General features: G+C 57.4%; 18 protein-coding genes and 6 tRNA genes. 21 read left to right on the forward strand and 3 right to left on the reverse strand.

Annotated elements, in window-relative coordinates:
• Positions 1-57 precede the first annotated feature (57 nt).
• From KGZ66_04880 to cysE, 18 genes are all read left to right on the forward strand, one after another.
• Positions 58-384, forward strand: coding sequence for a MazG-like family protein (locus tag KGZ66_04880; protein MBS3984924.1), 327 nt, complete (start codon positions 58-60; stop codon positions 382-384).
• 83 nt (positions 385-467) lie between these two features.
• Positions 468-911, forward strand: a complete 444-nt coding sequence (rplI, locus tag KGZ66_04885; protein MBS3984925.1) for a 50S ribosomal protein L9 — start codon at positions 468-470, stop codon at positions 909-911.
• 3 nt (positions 912-914) lie between these two features.
• The gene (gene dnaB / locus KGZ66_04890; protein MBS3984926.1) at positions 915-2,255 is read left to right on the forward strand and encodes a replicative DNA helicase; all 1,341 of its coding nucleotides are present in this window, start codon (positions 915-917) and stop codon (positions 2,253-2,255) included.
• Positions 2,256-2,301: 46 nt separating this feature from the next.
• Positions 2,302-2,377 (forward strand) — tRNA-Glu (locus KGZ66_04895).
• 3 nt (positions 2,378-2,380) lie between these two features.
• Positions 2,381-2,456, forward strand: a tRNA-Asp gene (locus tag KGZ66_04900).
• Between the two features lie 39 nt (positions 2,457-2,495).
• Positions 2,496-2,570, forward strand: a tRNA-Thr gene (locus KGZ66_04905).
• A 296-nt stretch (positions 2,571-2,866) separates the two neighbouring features.
• A complete protein-coding gene (locus KGZ66_04910) occupies positions 2,867-3,754 on the forward strand; it encodes an ankyrin repeat domain-containing protein (GenBank protein MBS3984927.1) in 888 nt (295 codons plus the stop codon).
• A gap of 44 nt (positions 3,755-3,798) precedes the next feature.
• Positions 3,799-3,872, forward strand: a tRNA-Gly gene (locus KGZ66_04915).
• Between the two features lie 84 nt (positions 3,873-3,956).
• On the forward strand, positions 3,957-5,282 hold the full coding sequence (locus tag KGZ66_04920; GenBank protein ID MBS3984928.1) for a M23 family metallopeptidase: 1,326 nt from the start codon (positions 3,957-3,959) through the stop codon (positions 5,280-5,282).
• A gap of 94 nt (positions 5,283-5,376) precedes the next feature.
• Complete coding sequence (locus KGZ66_04925; GenBank protein ID MBS3984929.1) at positions 5,377-6,078, forward strand: response regulator transcription factor; 702 nt, start codon at positions 5,377-5,379, stop codon at positions 6,076-6,078.
• 1 nt (position 6,079) lies between these two features.
• Positions 6,080-7,897: a HAMP domain-containing protein gene (locus KGZ66_04930; protein ID MBS3984930.1), complete on the forward strand. Its 1,818-nt coding sequence runs from the start codon at positions 6,080-6,082 to the stop codon at positions 7,895-7,897.
• Positions 7,898-7,900: 3 nt separating this feature from the next.
• A complete protein-coding gene (locus KGZ66_04935) occupies positions 7,901-9,547 on the forward strand; it encodes a hypothetical protein (GenBank protein ID MBS3984931.1) in 1,647 nt (548 codons plus the stop codon).
• 19 nt (positions 9,548-9,566) lie between these two features.
• Positions 9,567-10,445, forward strand: coding sequence for a two-component system regulatory protein YycI (locus KGZ66_04940; protein ID MBS3984932.1), 879 nt, complete (start codon positions 9,567-9,569; stop codon positions 10,443-10,445).
• 57 nt (positions 10,446-10,502) lie between these two features.
• Positions 10,503-10,576 (forward strand) — tRNA-Gln (locus KGZ66_04945).
• A gap of 7 nt (positions 10,577-10,583) precedes the next feature.
• A tRNA-Glu gene (locus KGZ66_04950) sits at positions 10,584-10,658 on the forward strand.
• A 233-nt stretch (positions 10,659-10,891) separates the two neighbouring features.
• The gene (locus tag KGZ66_04955; protein MBS3984933.1) at positions 10,892-12,061 is read left to right on the forward strand and encodes a trypsin-like peptidase domain-containing protein; all 1,170 of its coding nucleotides are present in this window, start codon (positions 10,892-10,894) and stop codon (positions 12,059-12,061) included.
• Positions 12,062-12,446: 385 nt separating this feature from the next.
• Entirely contained in the window at positions 12,447-13,391 is a 945-nt protein-coding gene (gene cysK, locus KGZ66_04960; protein ID MBS3984934.1) for a cysteine synthase A, read from the forward strand.
• Positions 13,384-13,893, forward strand: coding sequence for a serine O-acetyltransferase (gene cysE / locus KGZ66_04965; protein MBS3984935.1), 510 nt, complete (start codon positions 13,384-13,386; stop codon positions 13,891-13,893). The genes cysK and cysE overlap by 8 nt, the downstream gene beginning before the upstream one ends.
• Here the strand turns inward: cysE and KGZ66_04970 are convergent.
• Both KGZ66_04970 and pepF read right to left on the reverse strand, forming a co-directional pair.
• Positions 13,865-15,241, reverse strand: coding sequence for a tyrosine phenol-lyase (locus KGZ66_04970; GenBank protein ID MBS3984936.1), 1,377 nt, complete (start codon positions 15,239-15,241; stop codon positions 13,865-13,867). The genes cysE and KGZ66_04970 overlap by 29 nt on opposite strands.
• 120 nt (positions 15,242-15,361) lie before the next feature.
• Complete coding sequence (gene pepF / locus KGZ66_04975) at positions 15,362-17,173, reverse strand: oligoendopeptidase F (GenBank protein MBS3984937.1); 1,812 nt, start codon at positions 17,171-17,173, stop codon at positions 15,362-15,364.
• Positions 17,174-17,525: 352 nt separating this feature from the next.
• Between pepF and KGZ66_04980 the strand changes: the two genes are divergently transcribed.
• On the forward strand, positions 17,526-18,479 hold the full coding sequence (locus tag KGZ66_04980; protein MBS3984938.1) for an L-threonine 3-dehydrogenase: 954 nt from the start codon (positions 17,526-17,528) through the stop codon (positions 18,477-18,479).
• A 272-nt stretch (positions 18,480-18,751) separates the two neighbouring features.
• The gene (locus KGZ66_04985) at positions 18,752-19,714 is read left to right on the forward strand and encodes a pyridoxal-phosphate dependent enzyme (protein ID MBS3984939.1); all 963 of its coding nucleotides are present in this window, start codon (positions 18,752-18,754) and stop codon (positions 19,712-19,714) included.
• On the opposite strand, the gene KGZ66_04990 is transcribed toward KGZ66_04985, so the two are convergent.
• A complete protein-coding gene (locus KGZ66_04990) occupies positions 19,700-20,464 on the reverse strand; it encodes a tRNA threonylcarbamoyladenosine dehydratase (GenBank protein MBS3984940.1) in 765 nt (254 codons plus the stop codon). The genes KGZ66_04985 and KGZ66_04990 overlap by 15 nt on opposite strands.
• Positions 20,465-20,632: 168 nt before the next feature.
• Here KGZ66_04990 and KGZ66_04995 point away from each other — a divergent pair.
• A partial coding sequence (locus tag KGZ66_04995; protein ID MBS3984941.1) for a zinc-ribbon domain-containing protein occupies positions 20,633-20,798 on the forward strand: 166 nt, incomplete at its 3' end.

Genomic DNA, 20,798 nt, shown 5'->3' on the forward strand with positions numbered 1-20,798 from the left:
CAGAGAAGGAGAACTGCGCCCTCTAGAGAAATAGCAATCTAAGCGAGGTGGATGTCGATGCAGGATACAGGGCCGGGACGCGACCTAGAGATTGGGCGCAGCATTCGCATGATCGAGTGGCTTAAGACGGAACTAGTGAGCGGTGTCGCACAGGTCTTTCGGCAGTTGCCTAAAGGTCGCGACGAGGCCGTTTCTTCGGCTTTAGCCGGAGTGATAATGTCCTGCTATTTACTTGGGCGGCGCCTCGGCATTAGCTTTTCGAAGCTAGAAGCTGCGGTTGAGCGCAGGGCGCTACACAACGCCTCCGAAGGGCATGAGCTAGAGGAGTGGTATCACGACCTCTCCACCCTAGGGGAGCACTTCGCAGCCAGACGGATTAAGTAAATTTTTCTTCCGGCAATTTCACTAGATTTGCATGGCGAGACAAATTAACTGGGTACACAAATTCACGAGTAGGGGGATTACGCGTGAAAGTTATTTTATCTAAAGATATTAAAGAACTTGGCAAGAGAGGACAGGCAGTCGAAGTAAGTGAGGGCTACGCCCGCAACTACCTCCTGCCCCGTGGACTCGCAGTCCTAGCTACAGAAGGCGCGACCAAGGCGCTTACCCAAGAGAAGCAGGCGCAAGACCGCAAGAAATCGCGGGAGATTACATCGGCCCAGGCGCTAGCCGCCAAGCTTGCAGCCACCGAGCTACGCATTCCGGCTAGGGTCGGCGACGGCGGTCGCCTGTTTGGCTCCGTCACGGCGGCAGACATTGCGGCTAGCCTTGCGGCACACGGCATTACGATTGACAAGCGCCGGATTGAGCTCAAGGAGCCGATTAAGGCCGCGGGAAGATTCACTATCGAGGTCAAGGTCTATCAGGAGATTAGCGCAAAACTTACGCTTGACGTGGTTGCGGAGTAGCTTATGGCCGAGCCAAGAACCCCGCCTTATCACCTAGAGGCCGAGCAGTCTGTTTTAGGCGCCATTTTCCTTGACCCGGACGCGATTATTTCGCTTGCGATTACGCTGCAGCCCGCGCACTTTTACCGCGAGGCGAACCGCGCAACTTTTCAGGTCATGCTTGACCTCTACATGGAGAATGTCCCCATAGACCTAATCACTGTCGCGGACAGACTCAACAAGGCCGGCAAGCTTGAAGACTGCGGCGGCCTTAACTACCTTACCGGGCTCCTAGAGGCTACGCCCGTCGTCAGCAACGCGCCGTCCTATGCTAAGATTATCCACGAGAAGTACCTCCTGCGGCAGCTGATTACCGCCGGAAACGAGATAGCAGCTTCTGCTCTTGGCGGTGCAAGCGAGACTACGGCGCTCCTAGATGCGGCTGAGCAGCGCATCTTTAAGCTAGCGCAGCAGCGAGACTCGCGCGACTTCACTCCTCTCGTGAGCATCCTGCATGACGTATATGACCAAATCAACGTCAATCGGTCGCCCGGCGGGGCCGTAAATGGAGTGCCGTCCGGCTACAAAGACCTCGACCGCATTACGCACGGCTTCCAAAAAGGCGACCTGGTTATCCTGGCGGCGCGCCCGTCCGTCGGTAAGACTGCGCTCGCGCTGAACATGTCGCTAAATGCCTCCATGCGCCACAAAGTACCTATCGCCTTCTTTAGCTTAGAAATGCCCAAAGAGCAATTAGCCATCCGCATGTTATGCGCGGAAAGCGAAGTGCGCTCCGAAGCTGTGCGCAACGGCACCCTCGGGGAAAAGGATTGGGAGCGGATTGCGACAGGCTTTCGCGAGCTAAACAATGCCAAGATCTTTATCGATGACACCCCTGCCCTCTCCGTAATGGAAATGCGCAGCAAAGCGCGGCGACTCAAGTTAAACGAAGAAATCGGGCTGATTATTGTCGACTATCTGCAACTCCTGCGGTACCCGCAGCGCTTTGAAAACCGACAGCAGGAAGTCGCTGAGATTACGCGCACGCTAAAAGCGCTAGCGCGCGAGCTAGAAGTGCCGGTTATGGCTTTAGCTCAGCTTAGCCGTGCCTCAGAGCAGCGCAGCGACCGTCGCCCAAATCTCTCCGACTTGCGCGAATCAGGCGAAATCGAGCAAGCCGCCGACCTCGTCATGTTTCTTTACCGCGAGGACTACCAAAAGCACGATTTGCCGCCCGGCGCAGCTGACGGTTCCGGCCCCATCGAAGTAATCTTAGGCAAACATCGCAATGGCCCGACAGGCCAGGTGCCGCTTACCTTTCGCAAGGATTTTGGCCGTTTTGAAAGCGCGGCGCCAAATTTATAGCATTGACACATGCGCATGCGTGCTGTAATATTTATAGATGTCTGGCGGCCCCATAGTGAAGCGGTTTAACACACCAGCCTTTCACGCTGGCGACACGGGTTCGAATCCCGTTGGGGTCACCACTCGGAGCTGTAGTGTAGCGGTTAACATGCCGGCCTGTCACGCCGGAGACCGCGGGTTCGATTCCCGTCAGCTCCGCCATCGAACTTTAACCCAGAAGCGTCGCTTCTGGGTATCTCTGCCGGTGTAGCTCAGTGGTAGAGCAGCTGATTCGTAATCAGCAGGCCGCGGGTTCAAATCCCGCTACCGGCTCCATATGGCGCAAATCGTCCTCAGCGGCACCGCTGAGGATTTTTCTATTTTTCACCACAGAACTGCGTCTTTTGCGTCAAAGGATTTTTCTTTTGTGCGGCGAATAGAAATATAGTGGTTGTCCGTTGTCGCTTGTCCCTTGTCGCTTGAGCCGCCAGCGCGCAATCATGAATCAGGAATCGTCAAACATGAACTTGGAGGAGTGCTCCGCTGAGCACTGGGCACTAGGCACCCTACTCTACTAGGAGCCAGCAGCCCCTCGTCCCCACGAACTACCCAAACAAAAGGAGGAATCAAGCATGCGAAGAAGAGCTGTGCTTGTGTGTCTACTGCTAGTCGCGATGGTCGCTACTAGTGCATGTGCTCCGCTCGGGCGCTGGGCGTTGTGGCGCAATCGGCTGCCCTTTAGCGCAGAAGCGTTTATGAATGCCGTGCGTGCGGGCAATCTTGAGCACGTCAAGCTGTACCTTAATGCCGGCATGCGGACGGACACCCATGACGAACACGGTTACACTCCTATCATCGTGGCGGCTGAAGCCAACCAGGCTGAGCTGGTGGATTACTTCCTTTCACTCGGCGTTCCGGTTGACCAGCGCGGCAAGGATGGCTGGACGGCACTTCACTTAGCGGCCGTGCACGGCAACTCCGAGATGGTCAAGCGTTTGCTTGAGCGCGGCGCTGACGTTAATGCCAAGCACAACCACGGGTCAACACCGCTCCTGCTCTCAATGCTAACTGCCAACTTTTACACGGTGGAAGCCTTGCTTGACGGCGGAGCAGACCCTGACATAGCCCTGCCAAACGGCGCTACTCCCTTAATTCTCGCCGCCCAGGCAGGTGAACTGACGCACGTCAGCGCGGCGGAGCTCCTGCTAAAGCGCAACGCAAACATCGAGGCCCGCATGGAGGGAGGCTTCACCGCCCTCATGATCGCCGTGCAAGAAGGTCGCTTTGACATGGCCAGCATGTTGCTTGAGCAAGGCGCAGACCCCAACGCCACGAATGAAGAGGGGGCAACTTCCCTCATCATTGCCATTCTAAGCGAACAGGTGGCCCTAGCCGGTATTCTCTGCACTTTCGATGCTGACGTAAATGTAACTTTCCAAGGAGTAACGGCGCTCAACTTAGCAATGGGACGCGGCATGCATACTATAGGTGAGATCCTAATTAGTCACGGGGCGCGTTAGTTTGTGCAAGCGAAGCGTCTGTGGTATAATCATGTCCGGAGCGGGCGGGTGTAGCTCAATGGTAGAGCACCAGCTTCCCAAGCTGGCTACGAGGGTTCGATTCCCTTCACCCGCTCCAACGACATAAACACCCACTTCGCCGCAGCAGGAGCCATGCCGACTGCGGCGAGTTTTGTTCTAAATTATACGAGAGGTGATGAGGTTGCAGAGTAAACGCCAGCGCAAGCAGATAGCGATCTGCCTTGCTCTTACGTTGTGTACTCTGATGGTTGTAGGGTCGTGGGCATTTGCGGCCTGGGAAGTGAGCCTAGATGGCGTAGCTTTAGGCGTAGTTAGAGACAAACAAGCGATAATTAGCCGCCTAGACGCGCGTGCGCTAGAACTGCGGCAGGAGACTGGCACAGATGTAGGCCTCGCCAGCCAAGTAGATTACAGGTTGCGCTTCACGCTTTCCCGCTCCACTACCGATGAGTTGTGGCAACAACTCGAACCTTTAGTCGAGTTTGGACTAAAGGCCGCGGTAATTAACGTAAATGGCCAAGAAGTAGCGGCCCTAGCCTCGCGCGAAGAGGCCGAGGCCTTGCTCTCGGCGGTGAAGAGTCGCTTCGTTAAGCCCGACAGCAACCGAGCCGTCGAAGCGGTGCGGTTTCGGCAAGAAGTAAGTATCAGCGAAGCATATCGTAAACTCGACAACCTAGTCGACCAAGAGGCCGGCATGAACGTGCTGCTGTTTGGGCGCGAGCGGCGCCTTACGCACACGGTGTCGCGCGGGGAGTCGTTTTGGAGCATAGCGCGCCTGCATAACCTGCGCACGAGCGTGCTGCAGGCAGCTAATCCTGCCGTCGTGCCGGAGCGCCTGCGTATCGGTACCGCCCTTAACCTTGTAGTAGCAGAGCCTTTTCTACAAGTCGAGGTAGTAGAAAAGATCACATATAACAGGGCAGTCCCCTTTCAAACTACACAAGTCACAGACAACACCTTGTGGAGCTGGGAGCGTCGCATCCGCACGTCCGGCCGCAGCGGCACGCAACAACTTACCGCTCGCGTCACCACAGTCAACGGCGCCGAAGAAAGCCGCGAGATTCTTTCCACGGTAGTCCTCTCTGCCCCGACCACACAAGTCGTGGCACGCGGAACAAAAAGCGCTCCCACTCTAAGCACCGGAGCCTTCCGTTGGCCGACTACGGGCCGCATAACTTCCCCGTTTGGCCCGCGTTGGGATGGCTTCCACGCTGGCGTGGACATAGGTGCGCCGCCAGGAACCCCTATCACCGCCGCCGACAGCGGCATCGTGTCCTTTGCAGGTTGGAACGGTGGTTACGGCATGATGGTACGCATCGAGCACGGCAATGGCTTTGCCACGCTTTATGCCCATGCTTCGCGAATACTGGTGACAGAGAATGAGCAAGTCGAGAAAGGCCAAACCATAGCCCTCGTCGGCAACACAGGCCGGAGTTTTGGCCCGCATCTGCACTTTGAGATAATCTCTAACGGGCGGCCGCTAGATCCCCTAAGGTTCTTCCGTTAGCACGAAATTTAAGGCACAACTAAGCACAACTAAAAGGAAACGTCACCTACAGCAGCGAATAGATTATGTAAAGACGTAACATGGGGGTGGGGGCGTGAATCCCAAAATCCTCGTAGTAGAAGACGAAAAACCTATTGCCGAGATTATTAAGTTTAACCTCGAAAAAGAGAAATACAGCGTAAGTCTGGCCTATAACGGCCAAGATGCCCTAGACATGGCTATTCGCAATCTGCCTGACCTAATCATCCTTGACGTCATGTTGCCTAAGCTCGATGGTTTTCAGGTCTGCAGAGAGCTCAGGCGTACAACCAACACCCCAATCCTGATGCTGACCGCAAAAGGAGCAGAGAGCGACAAAGTGAAGGGACTTGCCCTCGGCGCGGACGATTACATCACCAAGCCCTTTAGCCCGCGTGAACTTGTAGCCCGCGTCAAGGCACACCTAAGGCGCAGCAACATCATCTCCGCGGCAGAAGAACGCGAGGCCTCTGCCCTAGTTGCCGACGGCCTCGTCATCGACCTCATCAAGTACGAGGTGCGTAAGGGCGACACTCCCATCGATCTTACGGTGCGCGAGTTTGAGCTCCTTAAGTATTTAGCCCTGCATCGCGGTCGCGTCTTTGACAGAGAACACCTACTAAAAGAAGTATGGGGTTACGACTACTTCGGCGACGGTCGCACCGTAGACGTAACTATTCGGCGGCTGCGCGAAAAAATCGAAGACGACCCCATTGCGGCTAACGCCAAGTATGTCCTCACCCGTCGCGGTGTCGGATACTACTTCCGCGAGGCCTAGCATGTTTCAGAGCATAAAGTGGAGGCTAATGCTCCTCTACATATTGCTAATCGTCGTAGCCATGCAGTTCGTGAGCTTCTTTCTCGTGCGCAACATCGAGGCCTTTTATTTGGAGCGGGCCCGCACGGAGCTGCGCACGCGTGGCGCACACGTGGTACGCGTTTTAGAGATTGAAATGCGGCGCGGCCCCTACAGCCGCGACCTAGCTGAGACGCTGCTAAGCAACCTGCGCGCCCGGCAAGAAGACGCCATTATCTTGCTGGTGAGCCCCGCCGGGCAGGTCGCGGCAACGTCACTTAACCCTACGGCAGAGAGGCTGCGGGGTTTATTTGTGCAGAGTCCGGACTATCCCGCGATTGTCGAGTTCTTTGCCAGCAACGAGCCGCAGGAAGCGCGTTGGGAAGACCACACCGGGCGGCGTTTCTATACCTTAGCCCTCCCCCTTGCCGGCATTCTCACACAAGGCCAGGCGCGCGATGACGTAGCTTTAGTCTATGTGCGTGAGCCGCTCGATGAAACCTACAGCATTTTGCGCGAAGTGCAGGAAAGGCTACTTAATGCTACCTTGCTGGCGATTGGCGTGACTTTGCTGCTTGGTACTTTTGCCGCCCAAACCATCACGCGGCCGCTGCAGGAAGTCACCAGTAAAGCCGCGCGCCTGGCCGCCGGACACTTCGATATGGAGGTAACCGTCAAATCCGGCGACGAAATAGGCAAGTTAGCCGAAGTCTTTAACTATCTCACCGCCGAGCTGCGCAAAACCATGACCGAGCTCAACAACGACAAAAGCAAACTAGAAGCCATTCTTACCCAGATGACCAACGGGGTAATTGCGGTTGACACGCAGGGGCAGATTATCCACGCCAACATTCGCGCGCGCGATATGCTTGGCATCACCCCGGATACTTCATCCGACGCTATTCTTGAAGTCCTGAACCTTGGAGATTTAGCACGATTGCTCAGGGGCAGCGGGCCCAAGGTTGCCGAGACAGAGCTCAGGTCGCCATATGCAATTGCCGTGCGCGCCTATGCCGCCCCTTTCCATTCCGCCGACGGCGAGGTTTCGGGGGGGATTATTGTGCTGCAGGATATTACCGAGGAGGCGAGGCTTGAGCAGATGCGGCGCGAGTTTGTCGCTAACGTCTCGCACGAGCTTAAGACCCCGCTTACAACCATTAAGGGCTATGCGGAAACACTGCTAAGCGGCGCCTTAGACACCAAAGATGTTGCCGTTAGCTTCCTCTCCACCATTTCCGAAGAGGCAGACCGCATGGACAGGCTGATTAAAGACTTGCTGACGCTTTCCGCGCTTGATTTTCAGCAGGCTCGCCTCACCCTGCGCCCCACCCTGCTTGATGAGCTTATCCTAGACGTCGCCGACAAGCTCGCTTTCTCAGCGCAAAAGCGCAATCTCAGGTTCCGTACGGATTTTCCGGAAGAAGTACCCATGGTTCTAGCCAACGCCGATAAAATAGAACAGGTGCTCGTCAACATCATGTCTAACGCTATCAAGTACACCCACGAGAGCAGTGACATCTCTGTTTCCGTTAAGGCTGCAGGCGAGATGGTGCGTGTGGGCATCAGAGACCAAGGCCCGGGCATTCCTGAGGAAGACCAGCCCCGCATCTTTGAGCGCTTCTATCGCGTAGACAAGGCGCGCGCCAGAGAACTAGGCGGCACCGGACTTGGGCTGGCGATTGCCAAGCAGATAGTCGAAGCACACGGCGGGTGGATTGGCTTAGAGAGCACGCCCGGCCAAGGCACGGAGATATACTTCTTTCTGCCGCGTCATACGCCACAGAGCGGGCAGGTGTCATAATCTATGAAGGAGACCTTTAAATCGCTGCTGTTAGGCGTGCTGGTAGTCGCGAGTATCGCCATGAGCAGTGAGGTGTGGCTAGGCCTCTACCATGTACCTCCTCCACCCCCCGCACGCGAGAGCGTCACCCCGCCACCGCTCGCGGCAGTGGTGGCACCTGTAGCCATCTACGCTCATGCCTCTCCCCACGCGCGCACCTTTAGCCCCGGCGACCCGGTTTTTGACGCTACGTGGGAGCATTTGCGCCGCCTGCTCAGCCCGACGGCGACCCCTGCGGTGCGTGCCGGCACACAAAGCGAATGGGAGCGGGCGCTTCGCGCCGGTAGCCTCGAATACAAGCTTAGCGGCCCCATCGAGCTGGCTTTGCTGCTTGAAGCGCTAGGCATACAGCAAAAGAGCGACTCACCTGCGCAAAAAGTAGACCGCATTATGCTAAGCAGACAGAGCAACCACGTTCACCTCTTAGATACGGGTAGCTCTCGCTTCTATGTCTGGGAGAACGTGCCCCCGGCGGCCCCCGAAACAGTAGTGCGCGAGGAAGTGTCGCGGCAGCTAGAATGGGTGGCGGCACAGCAGGCCGGTCAAAAATTACGCCAGCTCAGCTCCCCTTGGCGTGCGCGCGCCGCACCTTGGGTTTACGTGCCGGATAGCCCCGGCGTATGGCCGCAGCTCCTCGTTAGCCACGAAAGACAGGCGAGCCTAGCTCTGGCCAACAGCTTTTTTACCGACATTGCACTGGTGCGGCGCGTCGGCGAGCGCGACGGTCGCGTCTCACTTACCGACGGCGTGCGGCACGTCTACCTGCACGCCGATGGCACCGTGCAGTATGTAGCGACAAGTTGGTTTGTGCCGAAGGCAGATATCGCTGCAGAAGCCAAGCATGCGCTTACCCGCGGCCTAAGCTTTGTGGCGCAACACGGCGGCTTTACCGAACACGTGCGTTTGCGCGCGTCGATGATTGAGCCCGCCAGAGGCGACGCCGTCGCGCAGATGCAGTTTGAGTTTCGCCCCTATGCTAGGCTGACGGTAGGGGGAATTGCGAAGTTTGTTCCCATCGTGTCGTGGGGGCCACAGCTCATTGTCGCCGTGAACGAGCGCGAGGTCGCCTACTATTACCGCTCTCTTTACAGCCCCATCACGGATGGCGCTTCGCCGACGAGGGTTATTAGTGCCGAGAGTGCGCTGCGGGCGCTTGCGCAGAGCCTGTCGCCCGGGCGCCTCATTACTGCTATGTACTTAGGGTTTTACCAGCGCGAGATCGACCACGTGACCGAGTTCCTCTACCCCGTCTGGGTAGTAGAGCAAGGCGAAGAACGGTTTTTAGTCAATGCTTTCACTGCCGATGTTATTGCCGGTCCCTCTGCCCAGATAACGCTGATTAATTCCACCGACAGCCAGGCAACCTGGGATATCGGCGTGCCTCACGCGCTCAGCCAGTACGCGGAATTTAGGCTAGAGTACCGTCGCGACGGCCAGGTCGTCCACCGCGACCAATGGCTAAGTCCCGGCGGCCCTAGCTACTCCATGACGCGCACAACGAGCGGCTTAAGCCCTGCCACTTCGTACACCGTATACTTCTTTGCGCGGCGCGGTGACGATTGGCGCATTGTTGACGGCACCGGGCGGCGCCTAACTACTAAGCCGAGATAAGGAAGGGAGGGCGAAAGGCGTGGATTGGCCGCGCGCTAAGACAATTCTCATTGTAGCGTTCCTCATTCTTAACGCCGTACTGGCGGCTCAGCTTTACCTGTTGCCGCTGTTTGACCTTTCCGCCCGCCCGGTAAGTCTTGCGGCCATCAAAGAAGTGCTCGCAGGAAAAGGCACCGAACTAACCGCTACATTGCCGCGCCGCGGGCCTACGGCTCCCTTTGCGCTCCTCTCTACCCCCGCCTACTCCGACCGCGAGATAACAACTATCGCGCGCGATTTGCTTGGCAAGGGCGCCGCGCGTGTGCCTGTCGGCGGCTCGCTCGGCGGCGAATCTGCCGTAAGCTACCGCGGTCTAGGCGGGCAGTTAGTAGTCGTGACGGCGCGCGGCCTCGTCTCCTACGAAAACCAAGCCGCTGTCGGGAGTGGCGGCGCGATAACCGCAGAAGAAGCCGCCAGTAAAGCGGCAGACTTCGTGCGCGAGCACGTGGGCGAAACCGGCTTTGTCTTCGCAGGCGTGACAGAACTTGAGCCCACCGGGTTTCGCGTCGACTACCTGCAGCGCTTTCGCGGCTCCTTTGTGTTTCCCGGCTACATTACCCTCGTCGTCAAGTCCGACGGTGTAGCGGCCATGTGGATGCTTCGCCTGCGCGTTTCTTTTGAAACCGGCAGTGCGCGGCGCATTCTTTCCGCCGCCGAAGCCGTATTAAGCTTAGTTAATCACCGCCAAAACGCTGGCGACACCCAGGCCCTAAGCGTAGAGAAAGTAGATTTCGGCTTTCACAGCCCAATCTACGACACGGTAGACCCAATGTGGCGCGGCGTGCCGGTGTGGCGCATTCACACTTCGCGCGGCGAATTTTTCATTAACGCGCACTCAGGCGTAATCGAGGCCAGATAGCGGGATTGACGCAGGTGTGTTCGCGTGCTACAATTTTTGTGCGCAAGACGCGCTTACAGGGGATTGGTCTAACGGTAGGACGACTGACTCTGGATCAGTTTGTGGAGGTTCAAATCCTTCATCCCCTGCCATTTTCGCGGCGCGTTAGTCTAGTGGTCAGGACGCCGCCCTCTCAAGGCGGAATCACGGGTTCGAGTCCCGTACGCGCTACCAATATACGCGCCAACCGCGTGAAGCAAAAGGGACGGAGCCTTTTGCTTCACGTTTCGCTTTGCGAAGCAAAAGGGACGGAGCTTTTTGCTTCATACAGCGACAACTGACAAGTGACAAGCGACATTTGACAGGCATACCTCTTCCCACACTATTTTCACACTTGCCTACGTAAAGTGCGGTAAGTGGGCCGTATACTAGAATCACGTTAACCACGCTAAGAAGGAGGAAATCACGTGAGTGAGTACTATGAGTTTCAGGCGCCCCGTTACTATCGTCGCCGCACTCCGTTTCTGGCGATAGTAGTGGTAAGTGTGCTGTCTGCTTTGCTTGGCGCGGTGATGGGAGCCTATCTTGCCCCGACTTTCCTGTTTGGGAGGCTAATCCCCTATCCGCCTAGCGCGCTAAGCCCAAACCTAGTTCAGCCGAGCCTGACGGGTACCAATCCCTTGACCGAACAAATAGCGGCAGGAGCGGTAGCGCAGGTGGCGCAGCGAGTTGGGCCGACTGTCGTGGGTGTTGTCAACCGTTCGCGCGTGCAGGGCTGGTTTGGGCAGCAGCAACAACAGAGCACGGGCTCGGGCATTATCTTTGACCAAAGCGGGCTGATTGTAACTAATCAGCATGTCGTAAGCCGCGCCGCCGAGATTTTTGTGGTCCTTTTTGACAATGTACAAGTTCCGGCGACCCTGGTGGGGGAAGACGAGCGCACCGACCTCGCGGTGCTGCGCATTGACGTCACCAAGCTCCCCGCGACCCACAGGCCGCTTCCTGTAGCTGAGTTTGGCGATTCTGACAAGCTCGTCGTAGGCGAGTTGGCCGTGGCGATTGGCAACCCGCTCGGGCTCGAGTTTCAGCGCACTGTAACAGCCGGGATTATTAGCGCCGTAGAGCGTACGCTTACCATGGACGACGTGACCTTCCGCGTGGTGCAGACCGACGCCGCCATTAACTCCGGCAACTCCGGGGGCGCCTTAGCCAACGCCCGCGGGCAAATAATTGGCATTAACCAAGCTAAAATCGCCGCCGGCGGCGTAGAAGGCATGGGCTTTGCGATTCCCATTAATGTAGCGCGCCCCATTATCACCGAGCTTATCGCACATGGTCGGGTAATACGGCCTTGGATGGGAATCCGCGGAACAACGGTCACGCCGAGCCTTGCTGCGCAGTACGGTCTAGCTGTCAACGCAGGCGTCTTCATCGAGGTCGTGCCTAACAGCCCGGCGGCACGAGCAGGACTGCGGCTAGGGGATGTGATAGTCAGGTACAACGGCAATGAAATCAAGGACTTTGAGCGGCTCCGCGAGCTCATCACCGCGACAGGTATCGGCGGCACAGCCGAACTAGTCGTCAGGCGCGGCACGACTACCCTTAACGTACGCGTGCGCTTGGAGGCAGCGCCGTAAGGGGGGCCGAAAACAAAGGGGACGGTTCTTCTTGGATAGTGCTTCGCAACGCTGGCCTTGACAGATGTGCTGACGTCGACTAAACTTTAACACAAGGCGGCCGCCTTACCCACAACTCAAATAGATTGCCCCGACGGAGAGAGTACGCTCAACAATTACTGCCAGAGAGAGGCTGCCACCCGGCTGAGAGCAGCTTTAAGTAACCCGAGCGGAAATGCACTCCCGAGCAGATGACCGAACGCTTGCGCCAGTAGGCTCATCCGGGTTCGCCCGCTACAGCGTTTTAAGACAGACTCGCACGAGTCTAATTAGAGTGGAACCGCGTCTAACCCGCCTCTAGCTTAGAGGCGGGTTTCTGCTATCCGCATTTTTAGGGGGAAATCTCATGAAAGTTAACAATGTCCCAGCACCAAACACAAGTGTCGCCGTACTAATCGGACGCACCCCGCTTGTCTCGCTGCGGCGCCTGCAAGATGAAAATAGCGCCGAGATACTGGTGAAATTAGAGTCCTTTAACCCCGGCGGCAGTGTTAAGGACCGCATTGCGTTGGCGATGATTGAACAGGCCGAAAAGGAAGGTGCTATCACGCCTGAAACCGTGTTGATTGAGCCGACCAGCGGCAATACCGGCATCGGGCTTGCCATGGTGGCGGCCGCGCGGGGATATAGGCTGATTTTGGTCATGCCCGACAGCATGAGCCTTGAGCGCAGGCATTTGCTCTTAGCTCTCGGTGCCGAACTTAAGCTAACTCTGGCAGCGGAAGGCATGCTTGGGGCGATCAGACAAGTCGACGCCTTGCTCGCCGAGCATCCTCACTACCTATCGCTGCGGCAGTTTAGTAATCCCGCTAACCCCGAGGTCCACCGCCGCACTACTGCCGCAGAAATCTGGGAGCAGACTGGGGGCCGCATAGATGCCTTTGTCGCCGGCGTCGGTACCGGCGGCACTATCACCGGGGTCGGGCAAGTGCTAAAGCAGCGCCTACCCAATGTCGTTGTAGTCGCCGTGGAGCCGACCGCTTCGCCGGTACTCTCCGGTGGTTCGCACTCACCGCACCGCATCCAAGGAATTGGGCCGGGCTTTATCCCGGATATCCTAGATCGCAGCGTAATCGACCGCATAATCACCGTCAGCAATGAAGACGCTGCCGCGATGGCGCGGTTATTGGCGAGAAAAGAAGGCATTATCGCCGGCATCTCAAGCGGCGCCGCCTTAGTGGCCGCACGCCAAGTAGCGCAGGAGCTAGGGCGCGGCAAGCGGGTGGTCACGGTGGCCCCCGATACGGGGGAACGTTACCTCAGCACAGGGTTGTTTGACTCCCATGCCTAACCCGTTCACTTACCTTAGCGAAGACGTAGCCGCCGTGTTTAAGCACGATCCCGCTGCCAAAAGTGTGCCGGAAGTAGTCTTGTGCTATCCCGGGCTCCACGCTGTTTGGCTTCACCGTTTGGCGCACCCCCTCTATCGCGCGCGTATCTACTTTCTGGCGCGCCTTCTGTCGCACTTCGCGCGCTTTCTCACCGGCATAGAGATTCACCCGGGCGCTAGCATTGGCCGCAGGGTGTTTATTGACCACGGCATGGGCGTAGTAATAGGTGAAACCGCCGAGATTGGCGACGACGTGATCATGTACCACGGCGTCACCCTCGGCGGCACCGGCAAAGACCGCGGGAAACGGCATCCCACCATCGGCAACAATGTGTTGATTGGCGCAAACGCTACTATCCTAGGGCCTATACGTATCGGCGACGGAATGAAAGTACGAGCCGCCTCACTTGTGCTGACGAGTATGCCGGAGGCGCTTAGCTCAGCGGTTCAAAGCGGGCGGTAAAGAATCTAAGCACCGGTGCTTCGTAGACAAACCTCAGGCCGCGCGCTGTATCGCGTTCCTGGTACAAGTCGATAACCGCCTCCGCCACTACGTCGAGGTGGCTGTAGGTGTATACGCGGCGAGGAATTGTCAGGCGCACTAACTCGAGCTTCGGGTAGTGATGCTGCCCCTCTTTGTTGCGCCCGGCCGAAACGATGCCGCGCTCCATGCTCCTCACGCCAGACTTTAGGTATAACTCGGCAGCTAGCGTCTGCGCCGGGAAATGGTCTTGCGGAATGTGTGGGTAGAACCTGCGTGCGTCAAGGAAGATTGCGTGCCCACCGATAGGCTTTACAATTGGGATACCGGCCGCATCGAGCTTTTCGCCGAGGTAGCGCACTTGCGCCAAGCGGTGCGAAATGTAGTGGTAATCCATAGATTCGTATAACCCACGCGCCATTGCTTCCATATCGCGCCCGGCCAAGCCGCCGTAGGAAGGCATGCCTTCGTAAACCACTACCAACGCCGTCGATTTTTGGTAAAGCTCGTCGTCATTTAGCGCCAGGAAACCGCCAATGTTCACGATGCCGTCTTTCTTGCCCGACATCGTGCAGCCGTCGGCATAGCTAAACGTCTCGCGCACAATCTCGCGGATGCTCTTATCCGCATAACCTGCCTCACGTTCCTTAATAAAGCAGGCGTTCTCTACACAGCGCGTAGCGTCCATCATCACCTTAATGCCGTGCTTTTGCGCAAGCTGATAGACGTCGCGCATATTGGCCATAGACACAGGCTGCCCGCCCGCTAGGTTTACTGTAATCGCCAAGCAGATATAGGGGATGCGCTCGGCCCCTACCTCGTCAATCAGTGCCTGCAGCTTGTTTAGGTCGACATTGCCCTTAAACGGCAACTCCAGCGTCGAGTCATGCGCTTCGTCAATGATGATATCCCTAAACGTAGCGCCGTTAAGTTCCTGGTGGGCGCGCGTAGTCGTAAAGTACATATTGCCGGGGACAAAGTCACCCTTCTTAATCATGATCTGCGAAAGAATATTCTCTGCACCGCGTCCCTGGTGCGTCGGCAGTACATGCTTAAAGCCAAACAAGTCCTGCACGGCGGCTTTAAGGTTCTTAAAATTCTTGGAGCCGGCATAGGCCTCGTCGCCTAGCATCATGCCTGCCCATTGGTTGTCGCTCATGGCATTTGTGCCCGAGTCGGTTAACAGGTCGATATAGACGTCGTCCGAGTCCAGCAAAAACGTGTTGTACCCGGCGCGCTGTATAGCCTCTTCGCGCTGCGCGCGCGTGGTGACGGCGATTGGTTCCACCATTTTAATCTTGTAAGGCTCGGCCATGTACTTCTTTTCCATTAAACTACCTCCACACTTGCTTGTCGCGTAATGTCCGCGTTTTCCACACCTATTATGCCACAGCCCGAACGTTTTTCAAGCAAAAAAAGCGCCGCCACTGTGTGTGACGGCGCGCCTCGGCTATACCTCTAGCCCAAAGCTTTTGACAACAGTGTCGACTAGTTCGCCGACGTAGTCGACTGCGGTGCGGATAGCAGCCGGGTCAATCATGTCTACCCCAGCCATACGCGCAAGTTCTACCGGCGGCTTGGCACCGCCCGTCTTAAGGACTTCTAGCCATCTGTCGATTACAGGTTGCCCCTGCTCTTTAATGGCCTTCGCTACGGCCGTGCCCACAGTTAAGCCGGCCGAGTAGCTGTACGGGTAGAGGCCCATATAGAAGTGCGGCTGGCGCATCCACGTGAGGCGTGCGCCCTCGTCTATCGTTACCTCGCCGCCCCAGAACTCCTCAAGAATTTCGCCCTGCACGCGGCTGAGCACGCTGGCGGTAATCGGCTGTCCCTTTTCTGCCAGCACGTACGTGCGCCGCTGCAGCTCGCCTTCGATTAAGTGGCGAACGAAGTTATGGTGATAGGTCATCAAAAGCTGCATCGCCAGCCACCTGTGGAGTCGTGGGTCGTTAGACTGCGCGGCGATGTAGTTGCCTACCAAGAGCTCGTTAATAATGGAGGGCGCCTCTGTAAAGAACACCGAGCCACGCACGTTAGATAGCCGCTGGTAACGCATGGCCAGCACCCCGTGCCCCGCGTGCCCAATCTCGTGCGCTAGCACCAAGGCGCCACGCATATTGTCGGCCCAGGTCACCAAAATATAGGGGTGAGCATTCGGCACGCCATAGCAGAACGCCCCGGTCGACTTGCCGACGTTATCCGCAAGGTCAATCCACCTGTTGTTAAGGCTGTCGGCTACGATCGCCGCATACTCCGGCCCCAGCACCGCCAGACCCTTCTCGATGACGTCGGCGGCAGTAGCGTAAGTCGTGGCCGGGCTAAAGTCTGGGTCGAGTGGCGCCTCGATGTCGCAGTAGAGCATCTCCGTAAGGCCAAGCAGTTGTTTGCGCAGTCGAGCATAGCGGCGCATATGCGGGGCAATTTCCTTCAGGATAACGTCGTGCAGCATATGGTAGCTCGCGGGGTCCACTTCCTGCTGGTGCAGGAGCATATGCGTCGCGGACTGGTAACCGCGGAGCTTCGCCGCCACCACATGCTTCTTAACTTCCGTGCCCCAAGTAGTGCCGTAGGTGTTTTGGTAGTTCTTTAGCCCCGCAGTAAACGAGGCCCAGGCGTTACGCCGCAGCACAAAGTCGGCCGCCTTCTCGTAGGACTCCTCATAAAGCGAGAACGACATGGGGTGCGTCTGCCCCGCGCTGTCCTTAATGTCGGCAAACGCCATATCGGCCGCCTTGGAACGCGTGTAGACTAAGTAAGGCGACTGCAGTACTTCACTCAGCGAGGCCAACGCGCGCTCAGTCTCTAGGCTTAGCACGTGTGGCTTTTCGTCAATCATGCGCAACACCGTGCGCGAAAAGCTCTTAAGTTCGGCCGATTCTTCAAGATAGCGCTCTAGCGTCCCGGCGGGTAGCTCCAACGCTTCGGAGCGAATAAAGGCCATGGCTGCCTGCGCTTCGGCGCCGAGTGACTGCGCTCGCCCCATAGCTGCTTGGTTGGCAGGGTCGGTGCCGTCGCCCGAAAGCGCGAGCGAAGCGTAGGCCACCACGCGGTGCAGGCGTCTCTGTAGATCCTCCGCCGCCTCTAAGCACTCTGCGAGCACTCCCGCGCCTGACGCTAGCTTCCCCTTAAAGCGCATTATGGCAGGTAAATCGCGCCCTATCGCCGTGAGCTCTTGTTCCCAGTCTGCGCTAGTCGGAAAGATATCCGCAAGGTTCCAGGTAAGCTCTGCAGGCACCTCAGCTCTCTTTAGCCGATTTTTCATTGTCCACCCTCCGTAAATTCATTTTCTTAGCTCCCTTTCTTTCGCCAGAGCACCCGCGCTCTCCTGCCCGCGTTCTCTCACGACTCACAACTCACAAATCGCAACTCACAGCACACAGCTTACGGCTTACGGCTTACGGCTTACGGCTTACAGCTTACAGCGGGAAGCGGGGAGGTTTTCACCACAGAGGCACGGAGACCCCCCTCCTCCTCACGGCTCACCGCTCAAAGCTCACAGCCCTCCCGCTAAAGCCTCACGCCTCACCCCTCACCCCCGCGCATTTTCGCTGGTAAGCAAGCGGTGGAATAGGTACAATACAAGTAGCAAAGCGACCAACTTAGGAGGAATGTTTGTGAAAAAAATACTCATCACCGGAGCGCTCGGGCAGATTGGCACCGAGCTAGTAGTCGCCATGCGCAAAACCTACGGCACCGACAACGTCATTGCCAGCGACATACATGCCACGGCACCGGCCGGGCCAATAGCGGAAGGCCCCTACTCCTTAGTTGACGTCACTGTGCCGCAGCAAATTGCCGATGTCGTTAATCACCACAAGATTAACACCATCGTCCATCTCGCCGCTATTTTGTCCGCAACGGGTGAAGCTAAGCCTAAGTTAGCGTGGGACGTCAATATGGGCGGGTTGTTTAATGTCCTTGAAGTTGCGCGCGAAACAGGTGCTGCCGTGTTCACGCCAAGCTCCATCGCGGCCTTCGGCCCCACCACCCCTCCCGACAAGACCCCGCAAGACACAATCCAGCGGCCAACTACCATGTACGGCGTGACCAAAGTAGGCGGCGAGCTCTTGTGCGACTACTACTACTTAAAGCACAAAGTCGATACGCGCGGCGTGCGTTTCCCCGGACTCATTTCTTATGAAGCACTCCCCGGCGGCGGCACCACCGACTACGCAGTACACATCTATTACGAGGCCCTAAAGCACAAGCACTACGCTTCCTACATTGGCAAGGGCACTTTCATGGATATGATGTATATGCCCGACGCCCTCGACGCGATTATGCAGCTGATGGAAGCAAATCCCGATCGCCTTATCCACCGCAACGCCTTTAACGTTACCGCCATGAGCTTCGACCCCGAGATGCTAGCGGCCTCTATCCGCAAGTATATCCCGGAATTTACTCTCGCCTACAACGTCGACCCTGTGCGCCAAGGCATAGCCAACTCCTGGCCCAATTCGTTAGACGACACCGCCGCCCGCGAAGAGTGGGGCTGGAACCCGAAATACGACCTCGACGCCATGACGCGGGATATGCTAGCGCAGCTAAAAATCAAGCTGGGGCTGTAAGGGCACCAGCCGCCAGCCGCCAGCCGCCAGCAGTGAGCGGTGAGCAGTGAGCTTTGAGCTGTGCCACGGGAGGGCCTGCCGCTTTCCGCTTTCCGCTTTCCGCTGTAAGCCGTAAGCCGTAAGCCGTAAGCAATCATGAATCATGAATCAGGAATCGTGAACAAGGAAGGGGCACCGGGCACCCCTCCCGTTTCCCCTAAGTGCGAAGTGCGAAGTGCAAAGTGCAAGTGAAGCAAAAAGCTCCGTCCCTTTTGCTTCAAGGAGGTGACCCCATGTTAACACTCGCCGATGTTAAGGCTGCGGCGGCGCGGCTTGCCGGCAAAACACACCATACGCCGCTCTTGTACTCACGCACGCTGAGTAAGCTCGCCGGCAACGAGATTTACCTCAAGTGCGAGAACCTACAGAAAACGGGCTCGTTTAAGGCACGCGGCGCAATTAACGCCGTAGCACAGCTTAGTATGGAGGCTAAGGCCGGGGGCGTGGTCACCGGCTCTTCCGGCAACCACGGGCAGGCCCTAGCCTATGCGGCCAGAGAGTTTGGCGTTAAGGCAGTAGTCGTCATGCCCGAGGATGCGAGCCTTGCCAAACGCCAGGCCTGTGAAGCGTACGGCGGGACCGTCCTTTTGTGTGGGATTACCGCCGAAGCGCGCCTCGCCAAAGCCGCCGAACTCGTAGCCAAAGGGGGGTACACCTTAGTGCACCCCTTTGACGACCCACATATAATTGCCGGGCAAGGCACGCTTAGCCTCGAAGTGCTAGCCGACCTCCCAGACCTCGACTGCATCGTCGCCCCTGTCGGGGGCGGCGGGCTGCTTGGCGGTGTTAGCCTGGCCACGAAGGAAAGCCGGCCTCGCGTGCAGGTAATCGGCGTAGAGCCTGCTGTCAGCCCACGGCTACGACATGCTTGGCAGGCAGGGGCCGTTACAGAACTAAGCGATGACGCCTGGCAGCCGTCGATTGCCGATGGCCTGCGTGCCCGCCGCCCCGGTGAATTGCCGTTTGCTTTGTCTCGCGCTTATGTCGACGACCTTGTTACCGTAAGCGAAAGCGAAATCGCCGCCGCCCTGAGGCTAATTCTAGAGCGCGTCAAGTTGGTTGTGGAGCCGTCGGGGGCCGTAAGTGTCGCCGCCGCCATAAACGGAAGACTAGGTTTTACTGGCAAGAAGGTAGCCTGCGTACTTAGCGGCGGCAATGTTGAGCTGGCCAAACTCGTTAAGTTAGGGCTGCTCTAGCCCGAGCAGGTCATTTACCACCACACCCGCCGCAATCAGCCCAGCCACAGATGGGACAAACGAGATGCTGCCCGGGATTTGGCGCTTGCGTCTGCAGTTGGCGTCGCCGCCCGGGCAGACGCAGTCGCGCGCGCAGTCACTGCTGCTTGCCTCCGGCACGCGTGGCACTTCCTCTGAGTACACCACCTTCACCCCGCGCTTGTACCCGCGCTTGCCAAGCTCTTTGCGCACGATGCGCGCTAGCGGGCAAATGCTGGTCTTCGCAATATCTGCCACCATAAAGCGCGTCGGGTCAAGCTTGTTGCCCGCCCCCAGGCACGAAACCACTGGGATGCCCTGCTCCTTGCAGTGGATAATGATGGCCAGCTTGGCCGTCACCGTATCCACCGCGTCGACGACGTAGCTAAGCCCGCTTGTCAGTATGCTCCGCGCCGCTTCCGCCGTCATAAAGCATTTGTGCGCGACAACTAGGGCGCCTGGGTTAATCTCTTTCACTCGCGCCGCCATGACGTCTACTTTGGCTTGTCCAAGCGTTGACGAAAGCGCATGCAACTGCCTGTTTGCGTTTGTCAGGCAGATGTCGTCGTAGTCTACGAGCGTAAGCTTCCCAACACCGGCCCGCGCTAGGGCCTCGACAGTGTAGGAGCCGACGCCCCCAATGCCGATTACCGCGACGTGAGCTCTAGCAAGCACAGCTAGGCCCGCCTCGCCCACCAGTAGCTCTGTACGAGAAAACCTGTGTAAAGGCATCCGTGCCCTCCTATTTAGAAAAAGTTTTTTGTCAATGTCAGTTCTTGATATTGCTAATCAGCGAAGACTCTGGTACACTAGGTCTGAACTTGTGCTAATCTGGTTTCACCTGCCCAGGGAAGACCCAGGAGGGCCAATGTATCTAATTAATCGGGGGGATTTTCTCTAATGTATCAGGACAAGTCACTCAATTGCAAGGACTGCGGCGCGGAGTTTCTGTTTACCGGGCGTGAGCAAGAGTTTTACGCCGAACGCGGATTCCAAAACGAGCCCAGCCGTTGCAAGCCCTGTCGCGACAGCCGCAAGCGTAACGACAACGGCGGCTCTATGTCCC

The organism is Selenomonadales bacterium (genome assembly GCA_018335585.1).
Taxonomy (GTDB): domain Bacteria; phylum Bacillota; class UBA994; order UBA994; family UBA994; genus UBA994.

Coding starts and splice junctions, on each gene's coding strand:
- KGZ66_04910 (MBS3984927.1), top strand. CDS start 2,867: ATGCGAAGAAGAGCTGTGCTTGTGTGTCTACTGCTAGTCGCGATGGTC.
- KGZ66_04990 (MBS3984940.1), bottom strand. CDS start 20,464: ATGCCTTTACACAGGTTTTCTCGTACAGAGCTACTGGTGGGCGAGGCG.
- KGZ66_04880 (MBS3984924.1), top strand. CDS start 58: ATGCAGGATACAGGGCCGGGACGCGACCTAGAGATTGGGCGCAGCATT.
- KGZ66_04930 (MBS3984930.1), top strand. CDS start 6,080: ATGTTTCAGAGCATAAAGTGGAGGCTAATGCTCCTCTACATATTGCTA.
- KGZ66_04935 (MBS3984931.1), top strand. CDS start 7,901: ATGAAGGAGACCTTTAAATCGCTGCTGTTAGGCGTGCTGGTAGTCGCG.
- pepF (MBS3984937.1), bottom strand. CDS start 17,173: ATGAAAAATCGGCTAAAGAGAGCTGAGGTGCCTGCAGAGCTTACCTGG.
- KGZ66_04985 (MBS3984939.1), top strand. CDS start 18,752: ATGTTAACACTCGCCGATGTTAAGGCTGCGGCGGCGCGGCTTGCCGGC.
- cysE (MBS3984935.1), top strand. CDS start 13,384: ATGCCTAACCCGTTCACTTACCTTAGCGAAGACGTAGCCGCCGTGTTT.
- cysK (MBS3984934.1), top strand. CDS start 12,447: ATGAAAGTTAACAATGTCCCAGCACCAAACACAAGTGTCGCCGTACTA.
- dnaB (MBS3984926.1), top strand. CDS start 915: ATGGCCGAGCCAAGAACCCCGCCTTATCACCTAGAGGCCGAGCAGTCT.
- KGZ66_04970 (MBS3984936.1), bottom strand. CDS start 15,241: ATGGAAAAGAAGTACATGGCCGAGCCTTACAAGATTAAAATGGTGGAA.